26 protein-coding genes and 5 pseudogenes are annotated in these 26,158 nt (G+C 48.3%); 18 read left to right on the top strand and 13 right to left on the bottom strand.

Going from position 1 to position 26,158, the window contains the following annotated elements:
* Positions 1-122: 122 nt before the first annotated feature.
* Positions 123-242 (bottom strand): annotated as a pseudogene (locus ABLV11_RS06155) (LysR family transcriptional regulator); the annotation flags it as partial.
* Between the two features lie 230 nt (positions 243-472).
* Positions 473-1,678, bottom strand: a complete 1,206-nt coding sequence (gltS, locus tag ABLV11_RS06150; RefSeq protein WP_000599530.1) for a sodium/glutamate symporter — start codon at positions 1,676-1,678, stop codon at positions 473-475.
* Between the two features lie 443 nt (positions 1,679-2,121).
* Here gltS and ABLV11_RS06145 point away from each other — a divergent pair, with 443 nt between their 5' ends.
* The 3 genes from ABLV11_RS06145 to ABLV11_RS06135 are packed head-to-tail and all read left to right on the top strand — an operon-like array spanning position 2,122 to position 3,515.
* Positions 2,122-2,442 (top strand): antibiotic biosynthesis monooxygenase, encoded by a 321-nt coding sequence (locus ABLV11_RS06145; protein ID WP_000562370.1) that lies wholly within the window; start codon positions 2,122-2,124, stop codon positions 2,440-2,442.
* A complete protein-coding gene (locus ABLV11_RS06140; RefSeq protein WP_000460651.1) occupies positions 2,435-2,821 on the top strand; it encodes a hypothetical protein in 387 nt (128 codons plus the stop codon). Before ABLV11_RS06145 ends, ABLV11_RS06140 begins: the two co-directional genes overlap by 8 nt.
* A gap of 7 nt (positions 2,822-2,828) precedes the next feature.
* The gene (locus ABLV11_RS06135) at positions 2,829-3,515 is read left to right on the top strand and encodes a winged helix-turn-helix domain-containing protein (protein WP_001284954.1); all 687 of its coding nucleotides are present in this window, start codon (positions 2,829-2,831) and stop codon (positions 3,513-3,515) included.
* Here the strand turns inward: ABLV11_RS06135 and tetR(B) are convergent.
* Entirely contained in the window at positions 3,493-4,116 is a 624-nt protein-coding gene (gene tetR(B), locus ABLV11_RS06130; RefSeq protein WP_000088605.1) for a tetracycline resistance transcriptional repressor TetR(B), read from the bottom strand. The two genes, ABLV11_RS06135 and tetR(B), sit on opposite strands and share 23 nt — an antisense overlap.
* Before the next feature lie 81 nt (positions 4,117-4,197).
* Here tetR(B) and tet(B) point away from each other — a divergent pair, with 81 nt between their 5' ends.
* Positions 4,198-5,403, top strand: coding sequence for a tetracycline efflux MFS transporter Tet(B) (gene tet(B) / locus ABLV11_RS06125; RefSeq protein ID WP_001089068.1), 1,206 nt, complete (start codon positions 4,198-4,200; stop codon positions 5,401-5,403).
* A 112-nt stretch (positions 5,404-5,515) separates the two neighbouring features.
* Here the strand turns inward: tet(B) and tetC are convergent, their stop codons facing one another.
* The gene (tetC, locus tag ABLV11_RS06120; RefSeq protein ID WP_000428546.1) at positions 5,516-6,109 is read right to left on the bottom strand and encodes a tetracyline resistance-associated transcriptional repressor TetC; all 594 of its coding nucleotides are present in this window, start codon (positions 6,107-6,109) and stop codon (positions 5,516-5,518) included.
* 87 nt (positions 6,110-6,196) lie between these two features.
* Here tetC and ABLV11_RS06115 point away from each other — a divergent pair, with 87 nt between their 5' ends.
* Positions 6,197-6,613: a helix-turn-helix domain-containing protein gene (locus ABLV11_RS06115; RefSeq protein ID WP_000275180.1), complete on the top strand. Its 417-nt coding sequence runs from the start codon at positions 6,197-6,199 to the stop codon at positions 6,611-6,613.
* 9 nt (positions 6,614-6,622) lie between these two features.
* Here ABLV11_RS06115 and ABLV11_RS06110 read toward each other — a convergent pair.
* Positions 6,623-7,831: pseudogene (locus ABLV11_RS06110) on the bottom strand (IS4-like element ISVsa5 family transposase).
* Positions 7,832-8,185: 354 nt separating this feature from the next.
* Between ABLV11_RS06110 and ABLV11_RS06105 the strand changes: the two are divergent.
* The 4 genes from ABLV11_RS06105 (at position 8,186) to ABLV11_RS06090 (ending at position 11,740) form a co-directional block, all read left to right on the top strand.
* Positions 8,186-8,800 carry a recombinase family protein gene (locus ABLV11_RS06105; RefSeq protein WP_000904906.1) on the top strand — a complete coding sequence of 205 codons (615 nt, stop codon included), beginning with the start codon at positions 8,186-8,188 and terminating at the stop codon, positions 8,798-8,800.
* Positions 8,801-8,864: 64 nt separating this feature from the next.
* A protein-coding gene (locus ABLV11_RS06100) for an IS3-like element IS1133 family transposase (RefSeq protein WP_085959879.1) occupies positions 8,865-9,994 on the top strand; the annotation gives its coding sequence in 2 pieces (ribosomal slippage) (positions 8,865-9,111 and positions 9,111-9,994; 1,131 coding nt in all).
* Positions 9,995-10,100: 106 nt separating this feature from the next.
* Complete coding sequence (gene aph(3'')-Ib, locus ABLV11_RS06095) at positions 10,101-10,904, top strand: aminoglycoside O-phosphotransferase APH(3'')-Ib (RefSeq protein ID WP_001082319.1); 804 nt, start codon at positions 10,101-10,103, stop codon at positions 10,902-10,904.
* Positions 10,904-11,740: an aminoglycoside O-phosphotransferase APH(6)-Id gene (locus ABLV11_RS06090; RefSeq protein ID WP_000480968.1), complete on the top strand. Its 837-nt coding sequence runs from the start codon at positions 10,904-10,906 to the stop codon at positions 11,738-11,740. Before aph(3'')-Ib ends, ABLV11_RS06090 begins: the two co-directional genes overlap by 1 nt.
* 105 nt (positions 11,741-11,845) lie before the next feature.
* Here the strand turns inward: ABLV11_RS06090 and ABLV11_RS06085 are convergent.
* From ABLV11_RS06085 to vapB, 3 genes and pseudogenes are all read right to left on the bottom strand, one after another.
* A pseudogene (locus ABLV11_RS06085) lies at positions 11,846-12,654 on the bottom strand (IS3-like element ISEc15 family transposase); the annotation flags it as partial.
* A 203-nt stretch (positions 12,655-12,857) separates the two neighbouring features.
* Positions 12,858-13,274, bottom strand: a complete 417-nt coding sequence (locus ABLV11_RS06080) for a type II toxin-antitoxin system VapC family toxin (RefSeq protein ID WP_000754566.1) — start codon at positions 13,272-13,274, stop codon at positions 12,858-12,860.
* A complete protein-coding gene (vapB, locus tag ABLV11_RS06075) occupies positions 13,271-13,501 on the bottom strand; it encodes a type II toxin-antitoxin system VapB family antitoxin (protein ID WP_001261276.1) in 231 nt (76 codons plus the stop codon). The genes ABLV11_RS06080 and vapB overlap by 4 nt, the downstream gene beginning before the upstream one ends.
* Before the next feature lie 573 nt (positions 13,502-14,074).
* Here vapB and ABLV11_RS06070 point away from each other — a divergent pair.
* The 3 genes from ABLV11_RS06070 to ABLV11_RS06060 are packed head-to-tail and all read left to right on the top strand — an operon-like array spanning position 14,075 to position 15,992.
* The gene (locus ABLV11_RS06070) at positions 14,075-14,425 is read left to right on the top strand and encodes a hypothetical protein (protein ID WP_000493378.1); all 351 of its coding nucleotides are present in this window, start codon (positions 14,075-14,077) and stop codon (positions 14,423-14,425) included.
* Between the two features lie 50 nt (positions 14,426-14,475).
* Positions 14,476-15,219, top strand: a complete 744-nt coding sequence (locus ABLV11_RS06065) for a hypothetical protein (protein WP_000129823.1) — start codon at positions 14,476-14,478, stop codon at positions 15,217-15,219.
* The gene (locus ABLV11_RS06060) at positions 15,216-15,992 is read left to right on the top strand and encodes a site-specific integrase (RefSeq protein ID WP_000015958.1); all 777 of its coding nucleotides are present in this window, start codon (positions 15,216-15,218) and stop codon (positions 15,990-15,992) included. Before ABLV11_RS06065 ends, ABLV11_RS06060 begins: the two co-directional genes overlap by 4 nt.
* A gap of 57 nt (positions 15,993-16,049) precedes the next feature.
* Here the strand turns inward: ABLV11_RS06060 and ABLV11_RS06055 are convergent, their stop codons facing one another.
* Together ABLV11_RS06055 and ABLV11_RS06050 are read right to left on the bottom strand one after the other, a co-directional pair.
* Positions 16,050-16,307, bottom strand: coding sequence for a hypothetical protein (locus ABLV11_RS06055; protein ID WP_000764642.1), 258 nt, complete (start codon positions 16,305-16,307; stop codon positions 16,050-16,052).
* 128 nt (positions 16,308-16,435) lie between these two features.
* Positions 16,436-16,540: a hypothetical protein gene (locus tag ABLV11_RS06050; protein ID WP_032409716.1), complete on the bottom strand. Its 105-nt coding sequence runs from the start codon at positions 16,538-16,540 to the stop codon at positions 16,436-16,438.
* A 529-nt stretch (positions 16,541-17,069) separates the two neighbouring features.
* On the opposite strand from ABLV11_RS06050, the gene ABLV11_RS06045 reads away from it, so the two are divergent.
* Positions 17,070-17,936 (top strand): replication initiation protein, encoded by an 867-nt coding sequence (locus tag ABLV11_RS06045; protein WP_004118283.1) that lies wholly within the window; start codon positions 17,070-17,072, stop codon positions 17,934-17,936.
* A 176-nt stretch (positions 17,937-18,112) separates the two neighbouring features.
* Here ABLV11_RS06045 and ABLV11_RS06040 read toward each other — a convergent pair whose 3' ends face one another.
* Positions 18,113-18,382: a hypothetical protein gene (locus ABLV11_RS06040; RefSeq protein WP_000339857.1), complete on the bottom strand. Its 270-nt coding sequence runs from the start codon at positions 18,380-18,382 to the stop codon at positions 18,113-18,115.
* Positions 18,383-18,796: 414 nt separating this feature from the next.
* On the opposite strand from ABLV11_RS06040, the gene ABLV11_RS06035 reads away from it, so the two are divergent.
* A complete protein-coding gene (locus ABLV11_RS06035; RefSeq protein ID WP_000368714.1) occupies positions 18,797-20,002 on the top strand; it encodes an AAA family ATPase in 1,206 nt (401 codons plus the stop codon).
* Positions 20,002-20,976, top strand: coding sequence for a ParB family protein (locus tag ABLV11_RS06030; protein WP_000064119.1), 975 nt, complete (start codon positions 20,002-20,004; stop codon positions 20,974-20,976). The genes ABLV11_RS06035 and ABLV11_RS06030 overlap by 1 nt, the downstream gene beginning before the upstream one ends.
* An 81-nt stretch (positions 20,977-21,057) precedes the next feature.
* Here ABLV11_RS06030 and ABLV11_RS06025 read toward each other — a convergent pair whose 3' ends face one another.
* On the bottom strand, positions 21,058-22,329 hold the full coding sequence (locus ABLV11_RS06025) for a Y-family DNA polymerase (RefSeq protein ID WP_000457559.1): 1,272 nt from the start codon (positions 22,327-22,329) through the stop codon (positions 21,058-21,060).
* Entirely contained in the window at positions 22,329-22,760 is a 432-nt protein-coding gene (gene umuD / locus ABLV11_RS06020) for a translesion error-prone DNA polymerase V autoproteolytic subunit (protein WP_000776034.1), read from the bottom strand. The genes ABLV11_RS06025 and umuD overlap by 1 nt, the downstream gene beginning before the upstream one ends.
* 405 nt (positions 22,761-23,165) lie before the next feature.
* Between umuD and ltrA the strand changes: the two are divergent.
* The 3 genes and pseudogenes from ltrA to ABLV11_RS06005 all read left to right on the top strand — a co-directional run.
* Positions 23,166-24,653 (top strand): annotated as a pseudogene (gene ltrA, locus ABLV11_RS06015) (group II intron reverse transcriptase/maturase).
* A gap of 151 nt (positions 24,654-24,804) precedes the next feature.
* Positions 24,805-25,502 (top strand): IS1-like element IS1X3 family transposase gene (locus tag ABLV11_RS06010; protein ID WP_223229472.1). Its coding sequence is split into 2 segments (ribosomal slippage): positions 24,805-25,054 and positions 25,054-25,502, totalling 699 coding nucleotides; the frame shifts between segments, so codons are not numbered across the junction.
* Between the two features lie 9 nt (positions 25,503-25,511).
* A pseudogene (locus tag ABLV11_RS06005) lies at positions 25,512-25,820 on the top strand (replication initiation protein); the annotation flags it as partial.
* Positions 25,821-26,158: the final 338 nt, after the last annotated feature.

The raw sequence follows: 26,158 nt of genomic DNA, 5'->3' as shown, positions 1-26,158 counted from the left end.
ACACAACCCGCTACGGGGGAGACTTACCCGAAATCTGATTTATTCAACAAAGCCCCCTGCTTACTCAAAATCTATTCACACATGGTTACGTTTTGGGGAAATTATGAGGGGATCTCTCAGTGCTCAGCATGTTTGAGTGCTTTACTCGCCGCGGGTTGAGAAATATGTAAAACTTCAGCCGCACGCGTTAAGGAACCACAAGTCATTACAGCATAAAAGATATCGAGATGTCTTAATTTCATTCCATGTAGCCTACTGATTATTTATTTCTACGGACTATTCTAACGAATAAAGTATAAATAATCAGATATACTCGTCATAATTCAAATTTTGGTTTAGTTGTCACGAGAATTAATTCGTAAACGTGCAAGCTAAATAGATTGACTAGGGGAATATACGGGGTAAGAAAGCGGCTCGGCATACTGCCCTATAATAAATTGTTAGGAGAAGTACGCCGAGTAGTGTGTAGCTATTAGGTAAAGTATGTACCAATTTCAATAAATATTTTAATTAAGATACTGTTTGAAATATCAACAATAAAGGCACCGACCATAGGAACGACAAGGAAAGCTTTATGTGATGGTCCAAATGCTTTTGTGACTGTTTGCATATTCGCAATTGCTGTTGGTGTTGCTCCCATACCAAAGCCACAGTGACCCGCGCTGATCACGACAGCATCATAATCTTTGCCCATCATTTTGAAGGTGACAAAGCAGGCAAATAGCACCATGACAACAGTTTGTACAGCAATGATAATTAATACTGGCCCTGCCATGCTTGCCAATTGACCAAATTTTAATGACATTAACGCCATTGCCAAGAAAAGCGATAAAGCAACGCTACCTAATACATCGACGGTCGGCTCAAACACTTCGTGTTTAAATACATGAGTCAGTGTATTACGGATAATAATACCGACAAATAAACACCAGACAAAAGTAGGCAGTTGCAGAAAAGTATCTTTAAACAATGCACTGATATAGCCACCAACAACAATACAGATAATCAGCATTGAAATGGTTTCAATAACGTTATTTGCATTGATTTTTCTTTTGACGCTTGGTTGCTCAAAAGCTTCAACGATAGTGTCGCGCTCTTGCTCGGTTGTTTTAGGAATAGAGACCTTTTTCAAAAGATGACGGGCAACAGGGCCGCCAACTAAACCACCCAACACTAATCCAAGTGTTGCACAAGCCATCGCTAATTCAACGGCGCCTGTTACATCATATTTATCAGCGAGAATAGGGCCCCATGCTCCGGCATTACCATGACCACCTGTTAGAGTAATTGAACCTGCAATTAAGCCAATAAATGGACTTTCATTCATCATGACAGCCATACTCATGCCGACAGTATTTTGAATGGCGATTAGGATCGTTACTGCAATAGTTAATAGAACTAACGGCTTTCCTCCTTTAATCAGTCGAGAAAAGTCAGAACTTAGCCCGATAGAGGAAAAGAATGTGAGCATTAATAAACTTTGCAATGAAGCATCAAAAGTAAACGAATAACCTGATGTTTTATCAATAATTAACAGAACAATTGCAACAATAAAGCCACCAACGACGGCTTCTGGTATGTGGTTTTTTTGTAGGAACGGGGTAAATTTTACGACAAACATTCCTATGAGTAGCGCGATACATGCGACTAATAATGTATAACTGGCATCTAGGATCATTTTTTTACCTCTATTAGTTTACCAGAATTTTCACTATAACAATTTAACAATAGTGAAAAATGAAGTTACTTTGGTTAACTAATCTTTAACAATGAGTTTTATTAGGGTATCCATAACTTTTAGTTAATAGGGTCATAATTTTAGTGTGATCTTAATCATGAAATATTAAAAAGATTAAAATAACAACAATGGTATTTAATGATGGGTAAACCTAAATACCATGCGGGATCCGCACTATTTTCGGTGATAGCAAAAAATAAAAAAGTATAAATAATAAACAAAATTATAAGAGAAGGAGAACATGATAAGCGCAGGCCGAGCAATTTAAAGAAGTGTGATATACAACATAAAACAGCAGCATGACCTTTCTATATTTCGTTGCTTATCGAAGTGTTAATTTTCGGGTGGATTACTCTGTTTGTTGATTAATAACGGAGAAAAATATGATTGCTGTAATATTTGAGGTGCAAATACAACCCGACCAACAAACTCGCTATTTGACTTTAGCTGAGGAGTTAAGACCACTATTAAGTCATGTAGCTGGTTTTATTTCAATTGAACGTTTTCAAAGTCTAGCTACAGAAGGAAAAATGTTATCGCTATCTTGGTGGGAAAACGAATACGCAGTTCTGCAATGGAAAAATCATGTTTTACATGCGAAAGCTCAACAAGAAGGGCGAGAGTCAATATTTGATTTTTACAAAATTAGTATTGCTCATATTACTCGCGAATATTCATTTAAAAAGGACAAGGATAATGTTTGATGTTCACGTTGTTTTAGATAATCAAATAGGACAATTAGCATTACTAGGAAAAACATTAGGTAATAAAGGTATTGGATTGGAAGGGGGAGGGATATTTACGGTTGGTGATGAATGCCATGCTCATTTTCTTGTTGAACAAGGAAAGGAAGCTAAAATAGCGCTAGAGCAAGCTGGACTGTTAGTACTTGCGATCCGGACACCATTAATTCGTAAGTTAAAACAGGAAAAACCGGGGGAACTTGGCGAAATAGCACGAGTATTGGCGGAGAATAACATTAATATTTTAGTGCAATACAGTGACCATGCTAACCAACTGATATTAATAACGGACAATGATAGTATGGCTGCATCTGTTACGCTCCCTTGGGCAATAAAGTGAACTTGCGATGGCTAATTTAATACGAAAAGAGGTTACCTTTGAGTCCTCAATAGCCGCGATAGGGGCGGCTATGTCTGACATTTCACGAGTTAAAATACTCAGTGCTTTGATGGATGGGCGAGCTTGGACGGCCACTGAGCTAAGTTCTGTGGCGAATATATCAGCTTCAACGGCGAGCAGTCATTTATCTAAATTATTAGATTGCCAGCTAATCACAGTAGTAGCTCAAGGCAAGCATCGTTATTTTCGGCTAGCAGGAAAAGATATTGCTGAATTGATGGAAAGTATGATGGGGATCTCCTTAAACCATGGCGTACATGCCAAAGTTTCCACGCCAGTGCATTTACGAAAAGCACGTACTTGCTATGATCATTTAGCTGGCGAAGTTGCCGTTAAGATCTATGATTCCCTTTGTCAACAGCAATGGATCACTGAAAATGGTTCAATGATCACATTAAGTGGTATTCAATATTTTCATGAAATGGGAATTGACGTTCCTTCCAAACATTCACGTAAAATCTGTTGTGCGTGTTTAGATTGGAGTGAACGCCGTTTCCATTTAGGTGGGTACGTTGGAGCCGCATTATTTTCGCTTTATGAATCTAAAGGGTGGTTAACTCGACATCTTGGTTACCGTGAAGTTACCATCACGGAAAAAGGTTATGCTGCTTTTAAGACCCACTTTCACATTTAAGTTGTTTTTCTAATCCGCATATGATCAATTCAAGGCCGAATAAGAAGGCTGGCTCTGCACCTTGGTGATCAAATAATTCGATAGCTTGTCGTAATAATGGCGGCATACTATCAGTAGTAGGTGTTTCCCTTTCTTCTTTAGCGACTTGATGCTCTTGATCTTCCAATACGCAACCTAAAGTAAAATGCCCCACAGCGCTGAGTGCATATAATGCATTCTCTAGTGAAAAACCTTGTTGGCATAAAAAGGCTAATTGATTTTCGAGAGTTTCATACTGTTTTTCTGTAGGCCGTGTACCTAAATGTACTTTTGCTCCATCGCGATGACTTAGTAAAGCACATCTAAAACTTTTAGCGTTATTACGTAAAAAATCTTGCCAGCTTTCCCCTTCTAAAGGGCAAAAGTGAGTATGGTGCCTATCTAACATCTCAATGGCTAAGGCGTCGAGCAAAGCCCGCTTATTTTTTACATGCCAATACAATGTAGGCTGCTCTACACCTAGCTTCTGGGCGAGTTTACGGGTTGTTAAACCTTCGATTCCGACCTCATTAAGCAGCTCTAATGCGCTGTTAATCACTTTACTTTTATCTAATCTAGACATCATTAATTCCTAATTTTTGTTGACACTCTATCATTGATAGAGTTATTTTACCACTCCCTATCAGTGATAGAGAAAAGTGAAATGAATAGTTCGACAAAGATCGCATTGGTAATTACGTTACTCGATGCCATGGGGATTGGCCTTATCATGCCAGTCTTGCCAACGTTATTACGTGAATTTATTGCTTCGGAAGATATCGCTAACCACTTTGGCGTATTGCTTGCACTTTATGCGTTAATGCAGGTTATCTTTGCTCCTTGGCTTGGAAAAATGTCTGACCGATTTGGTCGGCGCCCAGTGCTGTTGTTGTCATTAATAGGCGCATCGCTGGATTACTTATTGCTGGCTTTTTCAAGTGCGCTTTGGATGCTGTATTTAGGCCGTTTGCTTTCAGGGATCACAGGAGCTACTGGGGCTGTCGCGGCATCGGTCATTGCCGATACCACCTCAGCTTCTCAACGCGTGAAGTGGTTCGGTTGGTTAGGGGCAAGTTTTGGGCTTGGTTTAATAGCGGGGCCTATTATTGGTGGTTTTGCAGGAGAGATTTCACCGCATAGTCCCTTTTTTATCGCTGCGTTGCTAAATATTGTCGCTTTCCTTGTGGTTATGTTTTGGTTCCGTGAAACCAAAAATACACGTGATAATACAGATACCGAAGTAGGGGTTGAGACGCAATCGAATTCGGTATACATCACTTTATTTAAAACGATGCCCATTTTGTTGATTATTTATTTTTCAGCGCAATTGATAGGCCAAATTCCCGCAACGGTGTGGGTGCTATTTACCGAAAATCGTTTTGGATGGAATAGCATGATGGTTGGCTTTTCATTAGCGGGTCTTGGTCTTTTACACTCAGTATTCCAAGCCTTTGTGGCAGGAAGAATAGCCACTAAATGGGGCGAAAAAACGGCAGTACTGCTCGGATTTATTGCAGATAGTAGTGCATTTGCCTTTTTAGCGTTTATATCTGAAGGTTGGTTAGTTTTCCCTGTTTTAATTTTATTGGCTGGTGGTGGGATCGCTTTACCTGCATTACAGGGAGTGATGTCTATCCAAACAAAGAGTCATCAGCAAGGTGCTTTACAGGGATTATTGGTGAGCCTTACCAATGCAACCGGTGTTATTGGCCCATTACTGTTTGCTGTTATTTATAATCATTCACTACCAATTTGGGATGGCTGGATTTGGATTATTGGTTTAGCGTTTTACTGTATTATTATCCTGCTATCGATGACCTTCATGTTAACCCCTCAAGCTCAGGGGAGTAAACAGGAGACAAGTGCTTAGTTATTTCGTCACCAAATGATGTTATTCCGCGAAATATAATGACCCTCTTGATAACCCAAGAGGGCATTTTTTACGATAAAGAAGATTTAGCTTCAAATAAAACCTATCTATTTTATTTATCTTTCAAGCTCAATAAAAAGCCGCGGTAAATAGCAATAAATTGGCCTTTTTTATCGGCAAGCTCTTTTAGGTTTTTCGCATGTATTGCGATATGCATAAACCAGCCATTGAGTAAGTTTTTAAGCACATCATCATCATAAGCTTTAAGTTGGTTCTCTTGGATCAATTTGCTGACAATGGCGTTTACCTTACCAGTAATGTATTCAAGGCTAATTTTTTCAAGTTCATTCCAACCAATGATTGGCATCACTTCTTGGATAGGGATAAGGTTTTTATTATTATCAATAATATAATCAAGATAATGTTCAAATATACTTTCTAAGGCAGACCAACCATTTGTTAAATCAGTTTTTGTTGTGATGTAGGCATCAATCATAATTAATTGCTGCTTATAACAGGCACTGAGTAATTGTTTTTTATTTTTAAAGTGATGATAAAAGGCACCTTTGGTCACCAACGCTTTTCCCGAGATCTCATCTATTGAAACAGCTTGATAGCCTTTTTCAACAAACAATATTCGTGCTGAGTTAACCAGTGATTGATAGGTACTCTTAAAATTTTCTTGTTGATGATTTTTATTTTCCATGATAGATTTAAAATAACATACCGTCAGTATGTTTATGGTATCATGATGATGTGGTCGTGACAATCTTAAGAACATTTAGGTTATTTTATGTATATTGAACAGCATTCTCGCTATCAAAATAAAGCTAATAACATCCAATTAAGATATGATGATAAGCAGTTTCATACAACGGTTATCAAAGATGTTCTATTATGGATTGAACATAATTTAGATCAGTCTTTACTGCTTGATGATGTGGCGAATAAAGCGGGTTATACCAAGTGGTATTTTCAGCGGCTGTTCAAAAAAGTAACAGGGGTCACACTGGCTAGCTATATTCGTGCTCGTCGTTTGACGAAAGCGGCTGTTGAGTTGAGGTTGACGAAAAAAACTATCCTTGAGATCGCATTAAAATATCAATTTGATTCCCAACAATCTTTTACACGTCGATTTAAGTACATTTTTAAGGTTACACCAAGTTATTATCGGCGTAATAAATTATGGGAATTGGAGGCAATGCACTGAGAGATCCCCTCATAATTTCCCCAAAGCGTAACCATGTGTGAATAAATTTTGAGCTAGTAGGGTTGCAGCCACGAGTAAGTCTTCCCTTGTTATTGTGTAGCCAGAATGCCGCAAAACTTCCATGCCTAAGCGAACTGTTGAGAGTACGTTTCGATTTCTGACTGTGTTAGCCTGGAAGTGCTTGTCCCAACCTTGTTTCTGAGCATGAACGCCCGCAAGTCAACATGTTAGTTGAAGCATCAGGGCGATTAGCAGCATGATATCAAAACGCTCTGAGCTGCTCGTTCGGCTATGGCGTAGGCCTAGTCCGTAGGCAGGACTTTTCAAGTCTCGGAAGGTTTCTTCAATCTGCATTCGCTTCGAATAGATATTAACAAGTTGTTTGGGTGTTCGAATTTCAACAGGTAAGTTAGTTGCTAGAACCCATGGCTCCTTTGCCGACGCTGAGTAGATTTTAGGTGACGGGTGGTGACAATGAGTCCGTGTCGAGCGCTGATTTTTTCGGCCTTTAGAGCGAGATTTATACAATAGAATTTGGCATGAGATTGGATTGCTTTTAGTCAGCCTCTTATAGCCTAAAGTCTTTGAGTGACTAGATGACATATCATGTAAGTTGCTGATAGGTTTCCAGTTTTCCGCTCCTAGGTCTGCATATTGTACTTTTCCTCTTACTCGACTTAACCAGTACCAACCCAGCTTCTCAACGGATTTATACCATGGCACTTTAAAGCCAGCATCACTGACAATGAGCGGTGTGGTGTTACTCGGTAGAATGCTCGCAAGGTCGGCTAGAAATTGGTCATGAGCTTTCTTTGAACATTGCTCTGAAAGCGGGAACGCTTTCTCATAAAGAGTAACAGAACGACCGTGTAGTGCGACTGAAGCTCGCAATACCATAAGTCGTTTTTGCTCACGAATATCAGACCAGTCAACAAGTACAATGGGCATCGTATTGCCCGAACAGATAAAGCTAGCATGCCAACGGTATACAGCGAGTCGCTCTTTGTGGAGGTGACGATTACCTAACAATCGGTCGATTCGTTTGATGTTATGTTTTGTTCTCGCTTTGGTTGGCAGGTTACGGCCAAGTTCGGTAAGAGTGAGAGTTTTACAGTCAAGTAATGCGTGGCAAGCCAACGTTAAGCTGTTGAGTCGTTTTAAGTGTAATTCGGGGCAGAATTGGTAAAGAGAGTCGTGTAAAATATCGAGTTCGCACATCTTGTTGTCTGATTATTGATTTTTCGCGAAACCATTTGATCATATGACAAGATGTGTATCCACCTTAACTTAATGATTTTTACCAAAATCATTAGGGGATTCATCAGAGCCTGATATGCCCAAGGTCTTCATCACTCAGCGTATAGTGCTTGAGCAAATCCGTCTGTGAAGTCGGCAAGCGCAACAGCGCGTCTTTCTGCCGATCGGTTAGAGTGACGCGACGCGGCATACATGTTCCTTTTTCAAAATCTGATAGCGTTCAAGACGCTTTGTTTATGAAGCTGGTTGAGATACATTTCCAGAGGTCAATGCAATCGTGGCCGAAGCGCCGCCTCAAACCAACGTTTGTGATACATGCTGATCGGATATGCCCGCGTCTCCAAAGCCGATGGCTCGCAGTCTCTCGACCTGCAGCACGACGCCTTGCGCGCCGCAGGTGTCGAACGGGACAATATCTATGATGATCTTGCTTCCGGCGGTCGTGATGATCGCCCTGGCTTGACTGCCTGCCTCAAGTCATTGCGTGACGGCGATGTGCTGGTGGTCTGGAAGCTCGATCGCCTCGGACGATCGCTTGCCCATCTGGTCAACACGGTGAAGGAGCTGTCAGACCGCAAGATCGGCCTGCGGGTTCTGACTGGAAAGGGCGCTCAGATCGACACCACGACTGCGTCCGGTCGCATGGTGTTCGGAATCTTCGCCACCTTGGCCGAGTTCGAGCGGGATCTGATCCGAGAGCGCACCATGGCGGGTCTCGCCTCCGCGAGAGCGCGCGGTCGCAAGGGCGGACGAAAATTCGCGCTCACCAAAGCTCAGGTGCGTCTCGCGCAAGCCGCCATGGCCCAGCGCGATACTTCAGTTTCCGATCTCTGCAAGGAACTCGGCATCGAGCGCGTCACTCTCTACCGATATGTCGGTCCCAAAGGCGAGCTCAGAGACCATGGAAAGCATGTTCTCGGACTTACGTAGTGGACTTGCCTCGGTTTCGTTCCGGTCTTTTTGAGAGCATTATTTGTTATCAAGGAGACCATATATGTCATTAAAGCATAGTGATGAATTTAAGCGTGATGCAGTTCGCATAGCACTCACTAGTGGCTTAACACGCCGTCAAGTTGCGTCAGATTTAAGTATTGGGCTTTCCACGCTTGGGAAATGGATCGCATCAATTTCCGATGAAACTAAAATTCCTACCCAAGACACTGATCTTCTGCGTGAGAATGAACGTTTACGCAAAGAGAACCGTATCCTTCGGGAGGAGAGGGAGATATTAAAAAAGGCAGCAATATTTTTCGCAGTACAAAAGCTGTGAGATTTCAGTTTATTACGGATTACCGTGGCTCTCTCTCACGTTCACGCATATGTCGTTTGATGGGCGTAACAGATCGTGGTTTACGTGCATGGAAACGCCGTCCTCCATCACTGCGCCAGCGTCGTGATCTTATACTTCTAGCGCATATACGTGAGCAGCATCGGTTGTGTTTGGGGAGCTATGGTAGGCCGCGTATGACAGAAGAGTTGAAAGCGCTGGGCCTGCAGGTTGGGCAGCGTCGGGTTGGACGTTTGATGCGCCAGAATAACATTACAGTTGTTCGAACGCGTAAATTCAAACGGACAACGGATAGTCATCATACCTTCAACATTGCACCGAACCTATTAAAACAAGACTTTAGCGCAAGCGCACCCAACCAGAAATGGGCAGGCGATATCACTTATGTTTGGACCAGAGAAGGATGGGTCTATCTTGCTGTTATCCTTGACCTGTATTCCCGTCGCGTGATTGGCTGGGCAACAGGTGATCGATTAAAGCAGGATCTTGCATTAAGGGCACTGAATATGGCGTTGGCTTTACGCAAACCACCACCGGGTTGTATTCAACACACAGACCGTGGGAGCCAATATTGCGCTCATGAATATCAAAAGCTACTGCTCAAACATCAATTGCTGCCGTCCATGAGCGGGAAAGGCAATTGTTTTGATAACTCCGCAGTAGAAAGCTTCTTTAAATCATTAAAGGCTGAGTTGATTTGGCGCAGACACTGGCAAACAAGGCGAGATATTGAGATTGCAATCTTCGAATATATAAATGGCTTTTATAATCCACGCCGAAGACATTCAACACTCGGCTGGAAATCGCCGGTGGCATTTGAGAAAAAAGCCGCTTAAAATGAGAGATAGACCGGAACACAACCGGTGCAAGTCCATAGCAACTCGTTTCTTTTCGCAGGTTGAGCCACCTCCGCGCTTCATCAGAAAACTGAAGGAACCTCCATTGAATCGAACTAATATTTTTTTTGGTGAATCGCATTCTGACTGGTTGCCTGTCAGAGGCGGAGAATCTGGTGATTTTGTTTTTCGACGTGGTGACGGGCATGCCTTCGCGAAAATCGCACCTGCTTCCCGCCGCGGTGAGCTCGCTGGAGAGCGTGACCGCCTCATTTGGCTCAAAGGTCGAGGTGTGGCTTGCCCCGAGGTGATCAACTGGCAGGAGGAACAGGAGGGTGCATGCTTGGTGATAACGGCAATTCCGGGAGTACCGGCGGCTGATCTGTCTGGAGCGGATTTGCTCAAAGCGTGGCCGTCAATGGGGCAGCAACTTGGCGCTGTTCACAGCCTATCGGTTGATCAATGTCCGTTTGAGCGCAGGCTGTCGCGAATGTTCGGACGCGCCGTTGATGTGGTGTCCCGCAATGCCGTCAATCCCGACTTCTTACCGGACGAGGACAAGAGTACGCCGCAGCTCGATCTTTTGGCTCGTGTCGAACGAGAGCTACCGGTGCGGCTCGACCAAGAGCGCACCGATATGGTTGTTTGCCATGGTGATCCCTGCATGCCGAACTTCATGGTGGACCCTAAAACTCTTCAATGCACGGGTCTGATCGACCTTGGGCGGCTCGGAACAGCAGATCGCTATGCCGATTTGGCACTCATGATTGCTAACGCCGAAGAGAACTGGGCAGCGCCAGATGAAGCAGAGCGCGCCTTCGCTGTCCTATTCAATGTATTGGGGATCGAAGCCCCCGACCGCGAACGCCTTGCCTTCTATCTGCGATTGGACCCTCTGACTTGGGGTTGATGTTCATGCCGCCTGTTTTTCCTGCTCATTGGCACGTTTCGCAACCTGTTCTCATTGCGGACACCTTTTCCAGCCTCGTTTGGAAAGTTTCATTGCCAGACGGGACTCCTGCAATCGTCAAGGGATTGAAACCTATAGAAGACATTGCTGATGAACTGCGCGGGGCCGACTATCTGGTATGGCGCAATGGGAGGGGAGCAGTCCGGTTGCTCGGTCGTGAGAACAATCTGATGTTGCTCGAATATGCCGGGGAGCGAATGCTCTCTCACATCGTTGCCGAGCACGGCGACTACCAGGCGACCGAAATTGCAGCGGAACTAATGGCGAAGCTGTATGCCGCATCTGAGGAACCCCTGCCTTCTGCCCTTCTCCCGATCCGGGATCGCTTTGCAGCTTTGTTTCAGCGGGCGCGCGATGATCAAAACGCAGGTTGTCAAACTGACTACGTCCACGCGGCGATTATAGCCGATCAAATGATGAGCAATGCCTCGGAACTGCGTGGGCTACATGGCGATCTGCATCATGAAAACATCATGTTCTCCAGTCGCGGCTGGCTGGTGATAGATCCCGTCGGTCTGGTCGGTGAAGTGGGCTTTGGTGCCGCCAATATGTTCTACGATCCGGCTGACAGAGACGACCTTTGTCTCGATCCTAGACGCATTGCACAGATGGCGGACGCATTCTCTCGTGCGCTGGACGTCGATCCGCGTCGCCTGCTCGACCAGGCGTACGCTTATGGGTGCCTTTCCGCAGCTTGGAACGCGGATGGAGAAGAGGAGCAACGCGATCTAGCTATCGCGGCCGCGATCAAGCAGGTGCGACAGACGTCATACTAGATATCAAGCGACTTCTCCTATCCCCTGGGAACACATCAATCTTACCGGAGAATATCGTTGGCCAAAGCCTTAGCGTAGGATTTCGCCCTCTCCCGCAAACGACCCCATCAGCAGCGCATCCAGTGCCAGCTCGCGCGACAGTGTCGGCTTCATCGACCAGCCCACCACATTACGGGCAAAAAGATCGATAACCACTGCCAGGTACAGCCAGCCCTGCCAGGTGCGGATGTAGGTGATGTCGGTGACCCACACCTGATTGGGCTTCACTACAGTAAATTCACGCCGCACGTGATTAGGCGCTATCAGTGACGGTCGTCCCCGGCTCCCGCGTGGCACTTTATAACCATGTATAGCCTGAATCCTGTTTTTCCTCATGATTTTGGCAACCCGGTTTCTGCTGCACACTTCGCCAATTTCGCGAAGATCGCCATGAACCCTGCGATAACCGTAAACTCCACCACTCAGCGTATAGGAGTCGCGGATGAGTTCCAGCAGTCGCTGGTTATCCTTTTCTCCGGCAGATACAGGGTTATGGAGCCAGACATAAAATCCGGCACGGGCAACCTTAAGGACCCGACACATTGTAACGATCGACCAGATTTCACGGTGATCGTTGATAAAGCGATACTTCAGTCGGGCTCCCTTGCAAAGTACCGCGCTGCCTTTTTCAGAATATCCCGCTCTTCCTCAGTGCGTTTAAGCTGTGCTTTCAGCCTGAGAATTTCTGTTCTGGCATCCAGTAAATCCTGTGCCTGCTGTCCACTGTTGTCAGGCTTAACAGCCCGGAGCCATTTATATAGGCTGTGCGCCGACACGCCGAGCCGTTCAGATACTTCAGCAATAGAATAGCCCCGCTCGGTGATCTGGCGGACGGCCTCTTCCTTAAATTCAGGGGTAAAACGTGATGTGCCCATAGACTCCTCCTATGCTCAAACTATAGGGCAGATTTGTCTACGGGCTCGGGGTCACTCCATTAAGTGATAACAGGTGTCTGGAAATATAGGGGCAAATCCAGTCGGGAGGATGCGTGATCTGATCCTTCAACTCAGCAAAAGTTCGATTTATTCAACAAAGCCCATTCATGTCTGTCGTCTCCGTCACGGAAATTATTACGGGATTATTTCACCCAGTCTTCCAGCACCAGGCCCGGGACCCGCGCAAACTCTCTCACATTGTTCGTCACCAGGATGGCGCCCGCCGCGATGGCGTGCCCGGCAATGGCCGTGTCATTCGGGCCGATCGGCGTCCCGGCTAGGCGCAGCGCCACCCGGATGTCCGTCGTGGCGTCCACCGCGGCGCGGTCCCAGGGCAGGACGGCATCGAGGCGCGCGCAGAACGCGTCGACCAGCTGAATATGGCGCGGCGAGGCCTTCGGGCCGGTGGCGCCGAAGCGCATCTCGGCATACGTCACGGCCGAGACCACAATGCGATCACCGCGCAGCACCGCCTGCTCCAGGCGCTTCAGCACCGCTGCCGGCTGCTCGCGCATGATGAACGAGCAGATGTTGGTGTCGAGCATCCAGGTTTTCTTCATGGCTCAAAGCGTCCTTCATCGCTGACCACATCCTCACGCTCCGCCATAAAGTCCGGATCGGCCCTGTCCAGCTGCGCGAACGAGCCCCAGGTCGGCCGGACGGGACGCAGAATGATGCTGTCCCCTTCCCGGACGATCTCCAGCTCGCTGACGCCATCAAAATCCAGGTCCCGGGGCAGACGGATGGCGCGGTTATTGCCGTTTTTAAATATTGAAACTGTGCGCATGGTTTTTCCTCATATGCTGAGTGTGCCAGGGAGTATTCCCGCATAGGTGAAGTATATGCCTGCAAGCCCGGCTTGTATAGGTGTTACATATGCAGATGGTAGGTATATGCGTATGCTTTGCCTATGCAGATGCCCGGCATATGGATATGTTACACCTATGTTGGTTTCTCACTTTTCCCGCTCAGATCCGAAAAAAGGCAGTTCCGGATCTGATTCAGCCCCGCCGGCGCGCAGCGGCCCGGAAACACAAGATGTAGCGGTGTTTCCAGCTGTCAGTGACCATATATGTTGTGCCCCTCCCCTGCCCCGTGACCGGCCGCTCACCACCCTGAAAGGGCGCTGTGGTTATTCCGTGTGCGTGGTACACTTCCGGAAACTGTGGAATAACATAAAAGTCGGATCCGGCCAGAGCGGCCGTCAGGTAATTTAATTACGTTGTTATATGGCTGCTTATTATTTTAGTATGTGAAAATCACTCTCGTGAAAGTCACTGTCGCGACAGAGTGGCACTCATCTGACGATGATTGAGGTGTGGTAAAATTGCACGGCTAACTATTCAACTGAGGAAAGGACATGTTTACTGCATTCAATGAGAGAAATGATTTCAGTTATGCTTTTGAAAAAATCCGTAATGCGATTTCCGCGCCAGGAGAAAATAATCTTTATGCTGCAACAGAATTAGGTCTTGGCATTCTGCTCCGTAAATACGAGCAGTTTCGCCAGGAACTGGATGCGGCCGGTGAGCTGGGAAACTGGGAATATGATCTCGATACCTACAATCACTGTATTGCGGTGCTGCAACGTTACTTCACCGGCAATCCATCCGGACTGACAGAACGTGATGCCCGGATTTACAGCCATTACCTGCAGACTGAGCACAAAAGGTTTGTGAAACTGGCTGAAGAGCTGGCTGCCGGCCGCTGACTACGGACAGAGGGCGGGATTTCTCAGGAATATAAAGGGGTAAATGATCAATGACTGATATACAGGCCGCAACTGAGAGTATAGTTGCTGCGACATCCCATCCGGTTTCCGTACAGCTGATTAATCAAGGGGCGGGGATCTGGGGAAACGTGGCAACCGGGCTTATCACTGGCCTGCTTACTGGGGGTATAACACTCACTGGCATCTGGCTGACACATTATTTCACGCTTAAGCGTGAGAGACAGGCGTCAGAAGATAAAATGAAAAAGGAACTGCATTACATTGCCACCGAGTTGGTATTCATGCTTGAACGGTATGCTGAGGGTTGTTTCCGGGTTGTGACGGATGACGGCCAGGATGATGATGCCCCCCAGCCTGAGAGAAAAGCTGTCACGAATTACCCTGAACTGAATCTGATCGATGTCTCCGGTGACTGGCGGACTTTAGAGCCACGTCTTATGTATCGCATCCGTGAACTGCCGGTGCTCCAGGATGAGGCCCACAGGGCAATTGCATATGCCGCCGAATACTCCGACCCTCCTTGGCATAAGGACTATTTCAGGGAACGGCAGTATCAGTTCACGCGCTTGGGCATCAACGCTGTCATTCTTGCCGTCCGTCTGCGCAAGGCAACCGGGATGCCCGAAACACGTCTTACAGGTCATGATGAATGGTCTGCAGTTTCCGTGTTTCGTAAAGTCTGGAGGCGCGAAAGAGCCCTGCGCGCTGCTGAAGCTACCCGCAACAGGGAGTGGAATCAATTAGTGATACCTGATGGAATGTCAAACCAATGAGCGGCCTCTTATCATATTCTCACCCGCAGCAGCCGGCGCAAATGCCGGTGGCCATTGACTATCCCGCCGCGCTGGCCCTGCGCCAGATGGCGCTCGTTCAAGATGAACTACCGAAATACCTGCTGGCACCGGAAGTCAGCGCCCTGCTCCATTATGTGCCCGATTTGCACCGCAAGATGCTGCTGGCAACCCTCTGGAACACCGGCGCACGTATCAACGAGGCGCTGGCGCTGACCCGGGGGGATTTTTCGCTGGTGCCACCGTATCCGTTCGTGCAGCTGGCCACGCTTAAGCAGCGCACCGAAAAAGCGGCCAGGACAGCCGGCCGAGCTCCCGCCGGTAGCCAGGCTCATCGTCTGGTTCCGCTTTCCGATCACCACTACGTCAGCCAGCTGCAGATGATGGTGGCCACCCTGAAAATTCCGCTGGAAAGACGCAACAAGCGTACCGGCAGAACAGAGAAAGCCCGCATCTGGGACATCACCGACCGGACAGTACGGACCTGGATTGGCGAAGCGGTTGAAGCGGCCGCCGTCGACGGGGTGACATTCTCGGTGCCGGTCACCCCGCATACGTTCCGCCACTCCTACGCGATGCATATGCTGTATGCCGGCATACCACTGAAGGTTTTGCAGAGCCTGATGGGCCACAAATCGATTAGCTCGACGGAAGTCTATACGAAGGTGTTCGCACTTGATGTTGCTGCGCGGCATCGAGTTCAGTTTCAGATGCCCGAAGCGGATGCGGTAGCCATGCTGAAAGGGAATATTTAAGTACTTAGGAGAATGATGCTGGCGAACGTCCTGCTCGCCGGGGAGGTCTGTCAGACGTTATCTGGACCAGCTGACGGGAATATCTGCTCTGTATTCCTCATACTGCTCATAGATCGCATGCTGAAGCATCGTAATACGTTCTGATAACCTGTTGGCGTCCGACATATGCCGCCATTCCCCCTCAATAGTGGTTTTCTGTCCATCCGGGAGATTGAGCGTGATCAATACCTTTGTATCACGAATAATCACCCCGTCAGTGAAAGAATTAAGACCACTCCTTACGGTATTATCTATCTGTATAGTTTCAAGTTTCATCTTGTTACCTCCTGTTGACCGGATCCCAAGCATAGATATCTGAATTCAAATTGCCTAGTGAAATGTCTGGATATGCCGCATTTTTCCCCTTATACAGCGAAGCTGGCCAAAGGCCAGCCCGCTTGGATTTATCGCTTTTGCCAGTAGATCAGCATGGCAAGGAACAGGATTGTTGCCCCCTGAGAAGCGGTCAGGAAAGTTTCCAGCAATGACATTATCGTAAAACTCCGCATTATTCAGGTGTGTGATTCAGGGGCCTTAGTCCCCCTTTTACAGGACGTAGTGTTCTGTCACGACGGAAGCCAGGGTTAATAAAAACGATTCGAATATGTCTGCAGGGACGATAGAAATCTTCGTGCGGGTTGTCTCGCTGTAGCCGGCTCTGGAGAGCGACTCGGGGGAGGAGTAGTATCTTCCGGCCACGGATATGATCGAGCCAGCAGTGCTCGCCGCAGTCGAGCGACAGGGCGAAGCCCCGAGTGAGCGAGGAAGCACCAGGGAACAAAACTTATAAATTCTGCTTACGCTCAATGCCTGAAAAATCACCTCCCCTCGGGGTTATCCACTTATCCACGGGCATATTTTTATAAAGTACTTTTTTATTCTTTTTCTTTATTTTACATCTTTTAGGGAGCCTGAAAGCCGCGTACAGTGCGGCCTGAGAGGGGGCCTGTATGGGCAACTGGTAAACATAATATGGGAAATTAATCACGTATCAGTGGGTTTTGTGTCAACAAGCTATGGGATACGCATCAACAAGCTATGGGAAAGAGGTCAAGTTCAGTTCTCAATTATCCACTTGTGGATAAAGTGCAGATTTTTCCGGTGGATAAGTATCGCGATAGCTTGCAATTTCTGTTTTCACTGTCATTATGGGTGGGTAAAAATTTACCCATAGGCATTGAAATGGATACTCAAGCACTCTTGCCAGCTACTAAAACGTTTAAAAAACGCGCCAGTATAAAGCAATCTAACGAATTGACCGAAGCTGCATATTACCTGCCTCTTCAGGCAAAACGTGTGCTGTGGTTATGCCTCATGCAGGCCTATTTTAATGACAGCCAGGAAGATGACTCTGACGTATTGCCGCTCTTCAAAATCAGCGTTTCCGATTACGTCAAATACTTCAATGTCGCTACGTCTGTCGCCAGTCGTGATGTGAAGGCTGGGGTAAATGCTCTGGGCGAATCAACGGTTACCTTTTATCCAAAAGAAGGTGAGTTTGAAGAAGTTAAACGTCCGTGGCTGGCTGAAGCAGGAATGAAGCGAGGCCGGGGTTCCTGGCAGATTGAATTTAACTACAAGGTCATGCCATTCCTGGTCGGCTTAACCTCCCAGTTCACTACCTATTCTCTCTATGACTGTGGCCAGCTTAATAGTGTTCGTGTCATCCGGCTTTATGAAAGCCTGTGTCAGTTCCGGAGCACTGGTGTCTGGATCACCACACATGACTGGTTATGTGAAAGGTTTATGCTCCCTGCCTCGCAGAAAAACAATATTGCTGAAATGAAGCGTACCTTCCTGGAACCTGCTCTGAAGAAAATTAATGAGAAGACGCCATTAAAGGTAACATATACCACTGAAGAAGATGGTCGCTTGCTGTTTAATTTTCTTGATAAAAAACAATAGTCTGTAATTTTTATTTCCTCCCCCCTTAGTTTGTTGCTGACATATGGGGGGATACTGAACTTGCTGTGTTTCCCATAGTGCTTGCCTAACTTGACCTGTTTCCCACACTCCCGACCGTCCGAGAAGTTGACCTGTTTCCCATAGTCCGGGCCGTCCGAGAAGCTGACCTGTTTCCCTTAGTCCGGGCCGTCCGCGAAGTTGACCTGTTCCCCACACTCCCGGCCGCCCGCGAAGTTGACCTGTTTCCCACAGTCCGGGCCGTCTGCAAAGTTGACCTGTTTCCCACAGTCCCGGCCGCCCGCGAAGTTGACCTGTTTCCCATAATCCGGGCCGTCCGCGAAGTTGACCTGTTCCCCACACTCCCGGCCGCCCGTGAAGTTGACCTGTTTCCCATAGTCCGGGCCGTCCGCGAAGTTGACCTGTTTCCCATAGTCCGGAGCGTCCATTAAAGTTGACCTGTTTCCCACAGAGGATGGAAAACTCTTCTTGTGCTGAGCGTAAGAGCTATCTGCCGGAACGGTTCCTCTTCGCTTCCTCGCCAGTTCGCTCGCTACGCTCGGTTACATGGCTGCGGCGAGCGCTGATACATAAGGCTCAGCATTGCACTGGTCGTAACTAAAATCAGAATCCTTCTGAATGACTCTCCTGTCTTGCAAGTTGAATACCTTTCTCAAAGCCCTTTTGTATGAGTTGCTGTTGATGGTCAAAAGTGCGTCTGCGTGTTGCTGCAGTGTGATTTAGTAGCACGCCCGTCGAGCTTCATCCCCCTTCTGTTGAGAGCGAAATCAAAACAATATGATTTTTTTCTTGCAACATGACACTTTTTGTTCAAAATGACAAAAAACGTCATGAGGTGATAAATGGACAATATTGAGCAGTTACGGAAAGTCGCTACACGTGCAGGTAAGCTTCTGACATCTTTGAGCGAAAGTATCCGACAGCAAAAAGAGGAATTGAAGCTTACCGAGTTCTATCAGGAATACAGCAAAGCCGCTCTGTATAAGCTGCCTAAGCTCAGTAAAGGCAGTGTTGAGTATGCTGTGTCCGAAATGGAAGCCGGTGGCTACATTTTTAAAAAGAAACCTTCTGGTAATACGATGAAATACGCGATGACGATTCAGAATGTCATCGATCTGTATAACCATCGTAAAGTACCGAAGTACAGGGATCGCTTCGATAAAGCCTTTACGATTTTTGTATGTAATCTTAAAGGTGGTGGTTCCAAGACAGTTTCTACCGCTTCATTATCACATGCTTTTCGAGCTCATCCTCAGCTTCTGTTCGAAGACCTGCGTATTCTGGCCATCGATTTCGATCCGCAGGCATCTCTGACAATGTTCCTGAGCCATGAGAATTCAGTGGGCTTGGTTGAAAATACGGCTGCTCAGGCCATGCTCCAGAACGTGTCTCGTGAAGAATTACTTTCCGATTTTATAGTACCGTCTATTATCCCTGGTGTTGATGTAATCCCCGCTTCCATTGACGATGCATTCCTTGCTGAAGGCTGGAAGGGATTGTGTGAAGAACATCTGCCAGGGAAAAATATTCATGCGGTGCTTAAAGAGAACATTATCGACAAGCTCCAGCATGACTACGACTTTATTTTCCTTGATAGTGGTCCTCACCTTGATGCGTTCCTGAAAAACTGCATTGGGGCGGCAGACCTGATGTTGACCCCTCTTCCACCGGCGACGGTTGATTTTCATTCTTCCCTGAAGTTTGTGGCCAGCCTCCCTGCCCTCATAGATTCCATCGAAATGGATGGGCACACCTGCAATCTCATCGGTAATGTCGGCTTCATGTCCAAGATCCTGAACAAGTCTGATCACAAAATTTGCCATAGTCAGGCCAAAGAGGTTTTCGGTGCCGATATGCTAGACATGGTTCTGCCAAGACTGGATGGTTTCGAACGTTGTGGGGAGACTTTTGACACAGTTATTTCAGCAAATCCAGCAACCTATGATGGAAGTACAGAGGCACTAAAAAGCGCAAAATCAGCAGCGGAAGACTTTGCGAAGGCAGTCTTTGATCGCATCGAGTTCATTCGTACTAACGGAGGTATGTGATGTCGAATGAGAAAAGAAAAACCATCGGCAGACAGTTAAATACCCAGGCGTCAATTGCGGAAATGACGGACACCGGTAGAAGCCAGGTATTTACCTTAAAAACCGGCAGGAAGGTAACGTTCAGGTTTGTTCGGGTGCCTGCATCTGAAGTTGAAAGTAAGACCTTCGTAAACCAGGAAAACAACGGAAGAGATCAACTTGCACTGACCAGGGAATCCCTGAAATCCATTATCCAGACGATTAAGTTTCAGCAGTTCTTTCCCTGTATTGGTATTAAGCAAAGTGAAAGGATTGAGATACTGGATGGTTCAAGACGGCGAGCCTCAGCAATTTTTGTCCGTACAGGCCTTGATGTAATGGTTACCGAAGAGCATTTATCAGCTGATGAAGCTCGCCAACTGGCTAAAGATATCCAGACAGCTAAAGAACATAATCTTCGGGAGATTGGCCTGAGATTGATCGCTCTTAAAGAGTCCGGATTTAATCAAAAGGAAATTGCTGAACTGGAGGGGTTATCTCAAGCTAAAGTTACCAGGGCGCTGCAGGCGGCGGCCGTACCGCAAGACTTGATTTCTCTGTTCCCGGTTCAGTCGGAGCTATCGTTTAGTGACTATAAACTTCTTTTAGAAGTTAATGAAAAACTCAGTGAAAAGGGATTAACGCCTGAAGAACTCATTCAGTCTGTATCAGCTCAGCTCGATGCAATTTTGAGTGAAGGCGAGCGACCAGAAGACGAACAGAAAGCCAGTATACTGAAGCTGATTTCTCAGGCATCTCAGGCATTGATAGATCCATCTCCCAAGGAAAAGTCAGTGGTTTCCCCACTCTGGTCTTTTGAAGAAAAGGACAAGTTCGCGCGTAAGCGTGTGAAAGGGCGTACGCTGACTTATGAGTTTAGCCGTATGTCAAAAGTGATTCAGGATGAACTGGACAAGGCTATCAACGAGGTCCTTGACAGAAATTTGAGTCAATAATTTCGCCATGGCGATTTCACATCTAACTTATTGTAATTAGGCAGTTTAGGCTGAGAATTTCAAGGTGAAATCGCCAAAGTTTTACGCCAGTTTCGCTGAAGGAATATCTGACCATCGTGTCGTATAAGCAGGAGAAAGCATCTCCCGTTTCATCTGCCATTCCGGGGCAATACCCCGCCCCGCAAACCATACTTTACCCAGCCCTGAGTTGTTGATCCCGTCCAGAACCTTCATCAGCTCAGCACTGTAAGGGCGTGGCGGGCGTTCGTCGAACAGCTGCAGCTGCGAAACGCCGGAGCCGGTGAAGTCATTCAGCATAACTCCGGCTTTGGCATACCGGTGCCCATCCCTCCAGATACGCTCCAGAGCCGTTGTAGCGGCTGCAATGATGTCCCTGGTGTCCTGAGTGGGTGTAAGAAGTTTTTCCGTAGCCACGTTGCCGTAGTAAGGCTCTTTAATGGCGAACGGAGACGTTTTGATGAAAACGGAAATATGCCGGCAATACTGGTGCTCTTTACGCAGTTTTTCAGAGGCCCGCTCTGCGTGCTGACAGATAGCCTGACGGAGTGACTCGTACTCCGTGATCTTCACGCCAAAACTGCGGCTGCAGACAATTTGCTGTTTCGTCGGAGGGGCTTCCTCAAGCGAAAGGCAGCTTTCCCCGTTCAGTTCCCGTACCGTTCGCTCAAGGACCACAGAAAAATTTTTGCGGATGAAGGCCGGGTTCGTCAGGGCGAGATCGAGCGCGGTCTTAATGCCCAGTACATTCAGCTTGCGTGCAATACGGTTACCCACCCCCCAGATTTCTTCAACCGGCTGCAGTGAAAGCAGTTTCCGCGTTCTCTGCGGATTTCCCCTGGTCAGAGCAAGTACGCCACGAAACTGTTTCCACTCTTTTGAGGCCCACTGGGCTGATTTTGCGAGGGTCTTCGTTGGTCCGGCGCCCACGCCAATGGTCAGGTGGGTACAGTCATACACGTGCTGACGCAGCTGCCGGCCGAAGTCCTCAAGCTCCATACAGTGCTCCACGCCGGTCAAATCGAGGAACATCTCATCAATTGAATACTGTTCCACTCTGGGGGCCAGTTCCTCCAGGCTGTTCATCACGCGCGCCAACATCGAGGCATAAAGTTCATAGTTACTTGAAAACGCATATATTTTTTCCGGGTATCTTTCGTTTTTTATCTGAAACCACGGAGTTCCCATTTTGATCCAGGGCTTCGCCTCGGCACTGCGAGCGATTACATTCCCGTCGTTGTTGCTCAGGACGACTATCGGCTTTCCTTTCAAATCCGGGCGGAAAACACGTTCACAGCTGGCATAGAAGCTGTTCACATCGGCCAGGGCAAACATCAGTACATCTCCCTCGGGCGGTGGATGATATGCGTGACGACGCCAAAGATATCCAGCTCGTCGGGATCAGGATAAATCGGCGACCAGGAGGCATTCATGGGCTGCAGCGTCAGTCGCGGCGTCAGCAGAAGCCGTTTCACCGTAAACTCCCCCTGCATGCTGGCGACAACGATATCGCCGTGCCGCGGCTTTTCAGCACTGTCCACAACCAGCAGATCGCCATTGTACAGACTGCCGTCGGCCATGCTGTCTCCGCTGGCACGCAGGTAGTACGTCGCGCTCGGATGCCGTATGCAGTAATCATGGAGATCCAGATCGGACTCGACATAGTCAGCAGCAGGGCTGGGAAAACCGCAGCTGGCCAGATCGGCAAACAATGGATGGGCCTGTGGCGGGAGTTCTTTCCCGGTGCTGAAAAGTTGTAGTTTCATCTTTCCTCCTGACACTCTAATTTTACTGGTTATACATACAGTGTTCACCGGGAGACCGGTAGAGATCAAGGGGTGAAAGTCCCCGACCATTGAAGGACCAGCAATCCACAAGGTCCCCGAGTCATGCGTTGCATACCGCGAGGTATGGGGCGAAGCGTTGACAGGGGTGTTGACAGGCCAGCCATTGAGCCACGAAATGTATATTAAATTACCGGGTGCCGACGTTGTACTGTTAACGGAAGGCAACATCATAGGGTGCGATACTGCGAGTGCCACATGGACCCGGCGGGGTCTGAGACCCTGGCATGTCAATACGATCTCTACGCGGGAACCGGGAGATCTCCCCTCTGACCATCTGCCAGTGTCGGAGACGGCCCGCACCGGGAAGACGAGGAGTCATAGCCGGTGATGTACGGAGAGGAGAAGTCGGACTCGCTCATAGTAGCGGCGAAGCAGGCGAACAACCCGAAAGGAGCGGAGTCAGTGGAGCGAAGGAGCGGGGCCAAGGGGAACGCGGAACAGCCACACATGCGCCGGACACAGAGCCGGGAAAGCATGTCACAGAGGCTGTCACGCGTGCGGGAAGCTGCGAAGCAGCGGAAGAAAGAACGGTTTACAGCATTGTTCCACCTGCTGACAGTCGAAGCACTGGAAGCCGCATTCCTCTCCCTGAGCAGGAAAGCGGCCGCCGGAGTGGATGGCATCAGGTGGATGGACTACGCCGGAAACATGAAGAACAACATAACAGATCTGCACCGGAGGCTACATTAGGGCAGCTACAGGGCGCAGCCCGGCAGGCGTCACTACATCCCAAAAGCGGATGGAAAACAACGCCCGCTCGGCATCGCCTCGCTGGAGGACAAGATCGTCCAGTATGCGCTGGTGAAAATCCTGAACGCAGTCTATGAAAACGACTTTATGGGGTTCTCATACGGGTTCAGACCCGGGCGAAGCCAGCACGATGCACTGGACGCACTGGCCACAGGGCTGGTACGCACTAACGTAAACTGGGTACTGGATGCCGACATCAGTCAGTTCTTCGACAGGGTGAGCCACGAATGGCTGATCAGGTTCACAGAGCATCGGATCGGCGACCGGAGCGTAATCAGGCTCATACGTAAGTGGCTCACAGCCGGGACGTTGGAGGAGGGTCAATGGCGAGCAACGGAGGAAGGCACCCCACAGGGTGCGGTCATCTCACCGCTGCTGGCAAACATATACCTCCACTACGTCTTCGATCTGTGGGCGCATCAGTGGCGACGTCGCTATGCCACAGGCAATGTGGTAATGGTCAGATACGCCGATGACATCGTCATCGGGTTCGACAAACGATACGATGCCCGGCGCTTCCGTATAGCCATGCAGCGCAGACTGAGGGAGTTCGGACTCACGGTTCACCCGGAGAAAACCCGTCTGATGGAGTTCGGCCGCTTCGCTGCCGAAAACCGTGCCATCAGGGGAAAAGGCAAACCAGAAACGTTCAACTTCCTCGGGTTCACGCACATCAGCGGGAAAGATCGCAACGGCAGGTTCATGCTGATACGAAAGACCCGCCGGGATCGGATGACGGCAACTCTGAAAGCCATCAAAGACGGTCTGCGAAGGCGCTGGCATTACTCAATCCCCGAACAGGGAAAATGGCTCAGGAGAGTGGTTCAGGGATACCTGAACTATCACTCGGTACCGGGCAACTTCCCCACCATGCAGAAGTTCAGGACACACGTAACAAACCTCTGGCGCCGGGCGCTCAGGCGCAGGAGCCAGAAGGATGATACGACCTGGACGAAAGCAAACAAACTGGCAGCCGCATGGCTACCAAGGGTTCGGGTTCTTCATCCATGGCCTGTGGAGCGGTTCACCGCCAGACACCCGAGGCAGGAGCCCGGTGCGTAAATCGCGCACGCCGGGATCTGTGCGGGGGGTATCCGGTAACGGGTATCCCTACCGCGACATATTTAACAGCGTGACGATAATCCAGATCGCCTGCCGGATAATGGTGCCAACTTACTGATTTAGTGTACGATGGTGTCTTTGAGGTGCTCCAGTGGCTTCCATCTCCATCAGTTGTCCCTCCTGCTCAGCTACTGAAGGCGTGGTGCGTAACGGTAAAAGTACTGCCGGACATCAGCGCTATCTCTGCTCTCACTGCCGTAAAACATGGCAGCTACAGTTCACTTACACCGCCTCTCAGCCCGGTACGCACCAGAAAATCATTGATATGGCCATGAATGGCGTTGGATGCCGGGCAACCGCCCGCATTATGGGCGTTGGCCTCAACACGATTTTACGTCACTTAAAAAACTCAGACCGCAGTCGGTAACCTCACGCATACAACCGGGCAGTGACGTCATTGTCTGCGCGGAAATGGACGAACAGTGGGGCTACGTCGGGGCTAAATCACGTCAGCGCTGGTTATTTTACGCCTATGGCAGGATGTGCAGGACGGTGGTGGCACGCGTCTTTGGTGAGCGTACTCTGGCCACGCTGGAGCGTCTTCCGGGCCTGCTGTCGGCCTTTGAGGTCGTGGTATGGATGACGGATGGCTGGCCGCTTTATGAATCCCGCCTGAAGGGAGAACTGCACGTTATCAGCAAGCGATATACGCAGCGAATTGAGCGGCATAACCAGAATCTGAGGCAGCATCTGGCAAGGCTGGGCAGGAAGTCACTGTCGTTCTCAAAATCGGTGGCGCTGCATGACAAAGTCATCGGGCATTATCTGAACATAAAACACTATCAGTAAGTTGGAGTCATTACCAACCAGTTCACCACCTACTCGCTCCGCGATTGTGGCAGTCTTCGAAATCCCCGGACGATCCGCCTTTATGAAAGTCTTGCTCAATTCAAATCTTCAGGCTTATGGGTTACTACTCATGCTTGGTTAAATGACCGTTTCGTCTTACCGGAATCCCAGCAGAAGAACTTGGCAGAGTTGAAACGATCTTTCCTTGATCCTGCACTCAAGCAGATAAATGAGAAAACACCTTTACTTGCTAAGTATAGTATTGATGATTCAGGAAAATTTCTGTTCTCAATAATTGATAAGCAAAATCCCGTCTGACATAAATCAGCACACATGAGCCTGTCATTTGACAAATTTTTGTCATGAAGATGGGCGGATTTCCACACAGCACCGGCGCCCGGTAAGGTGGGCGGATTCCCACACGGCACCGGCGCCCGGCAAGATGGGCGGATTTCCACACAGCACCGGCGCCCGGTAAGGTGGGCGGATTTCCACACAGCACCGGCGCCCGGCAAGGTGGGCGGATTCCCACACGGCACCGGCGCCCGGCAAGATGGGCGGATTTCCACACAGCACCGGCGCCCGGTAAGGTGGGCGGATTTCCACACAGCACCGGCGCCCGGCAAGGTGGGCGGATTCCCACACGGCACCGGCGC

The sequence above is a fragment of the Klebsiella sp. GW_Kp181 genome (assembly GCF_040062315.1).
In the GTDB taxonomy this organism is placed as follows: domain Bacteria; phylum Pseudomonadota; class Gammaproteobacteria; order Enterobacterales; family Enterobacteriaceae; genus Klebsiella; species Klebsiella oxytoca.
The sequence above is the reverse complement of the archived record's forward strand: the minus strand, read 5'-3'. Positions and strand labels throughout refer to the sequence as shown.